Origin of the sequence: Pseudarthrobacter cellobiosi (assembly GCF_023913755.1) — a bacterium.
Lineage (GTDB): Bacteria > Actinomycetota > Actinomycetes > Actinomycetales > Micrococcaceae > Arthrobacter > Arthrobacter cellobiosi.
Window position 1 is genome coordinate 1 of record NZ_JAMXBJ010000006.1, and the last position, 3432, is coordinate 3432.

General features: G+C 62.2%; 4 protein-coding genes. 3 read left to right on the plus strand and 1 reads right to left on the minus strand.

The window, feature by feature from the left end; translation table 11 throughout:
• The first annotated feature begins 615 nt into the window (after positions 1 to 615).
• The 3 genes from NG696_RS00035 (at position 616) to NG696_RS00045 (ending at position 1594) form a co-directional block, all read left to right on the plus strand.
• Complete coding sequence (locus NG696_RS00035) at positions 616 to 762, plus strand: lmo0937 family membrane protein (RefSeq protein ID WP_185263372.1); 147 nt, start codon at positions 616 to 618, stop codon at positions 760 to 762.
• A 260-nt stretch (positions 763 to 1022) separates the two neighbouring features.
• Positions 1023 to 1229 carry a ribbon-helix-helix protein, CopG family gene (locus NG696_RS00040; protein ID WP_252568774.1) on the plus strand — a complete coding sequence of 69 codons (207 nt, stop codon included), beginning with the start codon at positions 1023 to 1025 and terminating at the stop codon, positions 1227 to 1229.
• Positions 1226 to 1594 (plus strand): type II toxin-antitoxin system death-on-curing family toxin, encoded by a 369-nt coding sequence (locus NG696_RS00045; RefSeq protein ID WP_252573450.1) that lies wholly within the window; start codon positions 1226 to 1228, stop codon positions 1592 to 1594. Before NG696_RS00040 ends, NG696_RS00045 begins: the two co-directional genes overlap by 4 nt.
• Positions 1595 to 1697: 103 nt before the next feature.
• Here the strand turns inward: NG696_RS00045 and NG696_RS00050 are convergent, their stop codons facing one another.
• Positions 1698 to 2924, minus strand: coding sequence for an IS110 family RNA-guided transposase (locus tag NG696_RS00050; protein WP_252573452.1), 1227 nt, complete (start codon positions 2922 to 2924; stop codon positions 1698 to 1700).
• Positions 2925 to 3432: the final 508 nt, after the last annotated feature.

The window sequence follows — 3432 nt, forward strand, 5'->3', positions numbered from 1 at the left end:
AGGCCGGCACCTTTCCAAGACAAGGAAACCGGCCTCGGGCCATTACGGCTCAAACCTGAGGAACCCTCAAACAATTACCGACCCACGCACCTAGAGGGAAATTTCTTCAAGTTTTTTCTCCTCGGTTCGCGTCTTTCTGTCGCCGCGAGGGGAGGGGCTGGGGCCGTTTGTCCGTCCAAAGGGGAGTGGACAGTGTCCACACGTGGCTGCTGAGCCAAAGCAGGGTGTGCACAATGTGCACACCCTGGCCCTCGGGCATCTTTAGACCTCGGCGGGTGCGAGGATGAGGTCGAAGCGGATGCGGGCCCAGGCCTGGTCGCCAAGGTCCCGCCCGTCGGGGGATGGGGTTCCGGCTGGCTGGGGTTCTAAGCGTTTGCCACCTTCGGCTTCCTTGCACTTTTCTGCTCTCGCAACCTCGTCTGCTAGTACCCCGGGCCCCGGGGGCGGCGAGCGGGGGCGCACGTCTTCTTCCGCGGTGAATCGAGGTGCCACAAATGCTTCAGGCTGCCGATCGGATGGTGTCAAGCCTTATCGTTTTGCCATTTGCAACAACCCGATCCTGACATATGGTGTTACGCACCACACGATTTTCGCGGGGTATTAAAGGAGACTCTCATGCTGCTTTGGATAGCTATCGTTATCGCAGTTCTCTGGCTTCTCGGCCTGCTCGGAAACATAGGCGGCGGGTTAATTCACATACTTTTGGTCATCGCCGTGGTCGTCTTGGTCATCCACTTCATTCGCGGCAGGTCACGCGTTTAATACGAAACTGTGGTCCGCCGATGCGGGACGGCGAGATGATCGCCGCCGCGTTCTCGGGTAAGGCTCGGAAGTTGAGAACATCCTTCAATCGTTGCTGCCGGAGGGGTCCCGGCTCTCTACGTAAGGGCTGGCTCGGGCCTTCCGGGCTCCTTCTGCAACGCCGATAATGGACCCTTCGTCACCTGCCGGTACGCAGCAGAGGTGTTCTCCCACTAGTTGGATACCCTGAGGCGTCGGTACTGGTTTGGTACCATAAATGTATGGCTATGAATCTGCGTGTTCCCGAAGAGCTGGACCGGCGATTGGACCTACTGGCTGCCGAGGAACATACCTCCAAGTCTGCGTTGCTGCTTCAGGGTGCCGAGCTTGTGCTGCAGCGCCACCGGCGCCGTCGGGACATCGGCGAGGGGCTGGATTTCGTCATGAGCCATGACGCGGAGCTCCTGACCCGCCTTGAGGATGCGTGACCGCGTACCTCGAGATTGAGGATGCACTGCAGGTCGTTGACCGGTACGGGTTCCATATCCGCGACATTGGGCTACTTGCCTCGGCTTTAGCCCGGCCGGCAACAACTGTCTTGGGTGCGGAGGCCTATCCGCAGTTGCCCATGAAGGCAGCTGCCCTCCTGGATTCGGTGGCCCGGTTCCATCCTCTAATCGACGGCAACAAACGCACGGCATGGACGCTGATGGTGCTGATGCTCTGGATCAACGGCTACCGGCACGACTTCGCCACTGATGCGGCATTTGATCTCGTGCTGGGTGTGGCCGCCGGCGATGTCTCACTTGAAGTCAGCGCCGGGCTGATTGCCATGCATCTCGTCAGGCGCTGATATGTAGTCTAATCCGAAAATGAGGTGACCCTGGTGGCGGCGGGCTCGCACTGGTGGGCCCGTCGTGGTCTGACGGGTTGGTTGCGGGTATGAAGGTGGGGCGTCAGGCTGCTGGTGTGAGGGTGACGGTGTAGCCGAGGGCTTCGAGTTGGCGGACGTGGTTGTGCTTCCTGGCGTCCGGGTTGGTGCGGCTGCTGAAGTGGTCGGCGCCAAGGTCATGGAACCGCGCTTCCGGGTCCTGCAGGAGGTGCCAGATGATGACCAGGATGGAGCGTCCGATGGCGACGATGGCGCGTTTCTTGCCCCGCCGTTTGGCCAGGCGCCGGTGGCGTTCGCCGAGGAAGGTATCCGTTCTGCCGGCACCGACGGCGGCTTCGCCTAGGATCCGGGCGAGATAGCGGTTGCCGTGCCCGGTCGAGCCGTTTCCCTTGGTCTTCCCGGCGGAGGAGTTGATGCCCGGGGAGAATTTCGCCCAGGAACATAGGTGTCCCGCGGTCGGGAACCGGGACATGTCGACCCCGATTTCGGCCAGGATGATCGCGGCGGCGACGGGGCCGATGCCCGGGATCTCATCCAGGCGTTCCGCCGCCGCGGCGAAAGGGGCAAGTTGCGCCTCGATCCTGGCCAGCATCCGGGCCAGCAGGAAGGCGTGGTGGTCATCGAAGAGGCCAGTGAACGCCTCTTCGAGTTCGCGGATCTTTCTGCGCATGCTTGACCGTGCCAGCTGCGCGAGGACTTTCGGGTTGCGTTCGCCGGCGATGAGCGCGGCCATCATCTGCCGGCCGGACACCCCGAACATGTCTGAGGCGACAACGGAGAGCTTGATGCACGCGTCCTCGAGGAGTTTCTCGACCCGGTTCTTCTCCGCCGTCCGGGTGCCGACCAGATCAATCCGGTAGTGGGTCAGGTCCCGGAGCCGGCGGATCGGGGCGGGTGGGACGAAACTGGGCCGGAGCATCTGGCGTTCGGCGACTTTGCACAGCCACACGGAGTCGAGAACGTCGGTCTTGGGCCGCCCCGGCAGGTGCTTCACGTCCCGGGCGTTGACCAGCCACGGTTCGAGCCCGTGCGCCTCGAGAAGGTAGAATACGGGTTTCCAGTAATCGGAGGTCGCCTCCATCACCACCCGCTCGATCCGCAGGTCCACCAGATGGTTGGCTAGCTCCGCCAGCGACCGGCTCATCGTCGAATGCGTGGACACCTCCTGCAACCGTTTCTTCGAGTTCCCTTCCGCGGGGACCCGGACACAACAGACGAGTTCAGCCTTGCCAATGTCGATCCCGGCGACCCTGGCGATGATCTGTTCCTCATCCTGGGACTCGGCCAACATGATCCTGTTCATCTCCTCACGTGCGAACCTGTCGATGATCGACGCGGCCACCTGTGGGGATCACCGGAAAAATCGGAATCTAATCCGCGTTCTCGGCAAAGAAACAATGAAGGGCCCACAGCGTGACCCCCAACGCCCGGCTAGTCGACGGCCTCAAAGAACCATAGAAGTACGGCGTCGGCAGGCGGCCACGGCACCATTTTCAGCCCGGAACGGGCGTCCGGCAAGGACATACAGGCTAGTCGACGGTTTCGTGGGTATGCCGGTTGCGTGGTTCCTGAGCCGTCATGTGATTCTGTACCGGTCAGGTCATGAGATGACTGACGCGCTCCTGGCGGCTCCTGGGCGGGCCGGCCGTTCCCCCAGGTCAGTGGAGCAGGAGCAGGAGCAGGAGCCGGCCGCGTCGGCCGGCGGCTTACATCCGCGCGACTTTGGCCTTCACCATCAGGTAGAGGCCATAGCAGATCAGACCGGCGCCGACGGCGGTCAGCATATAAACTCCATACGG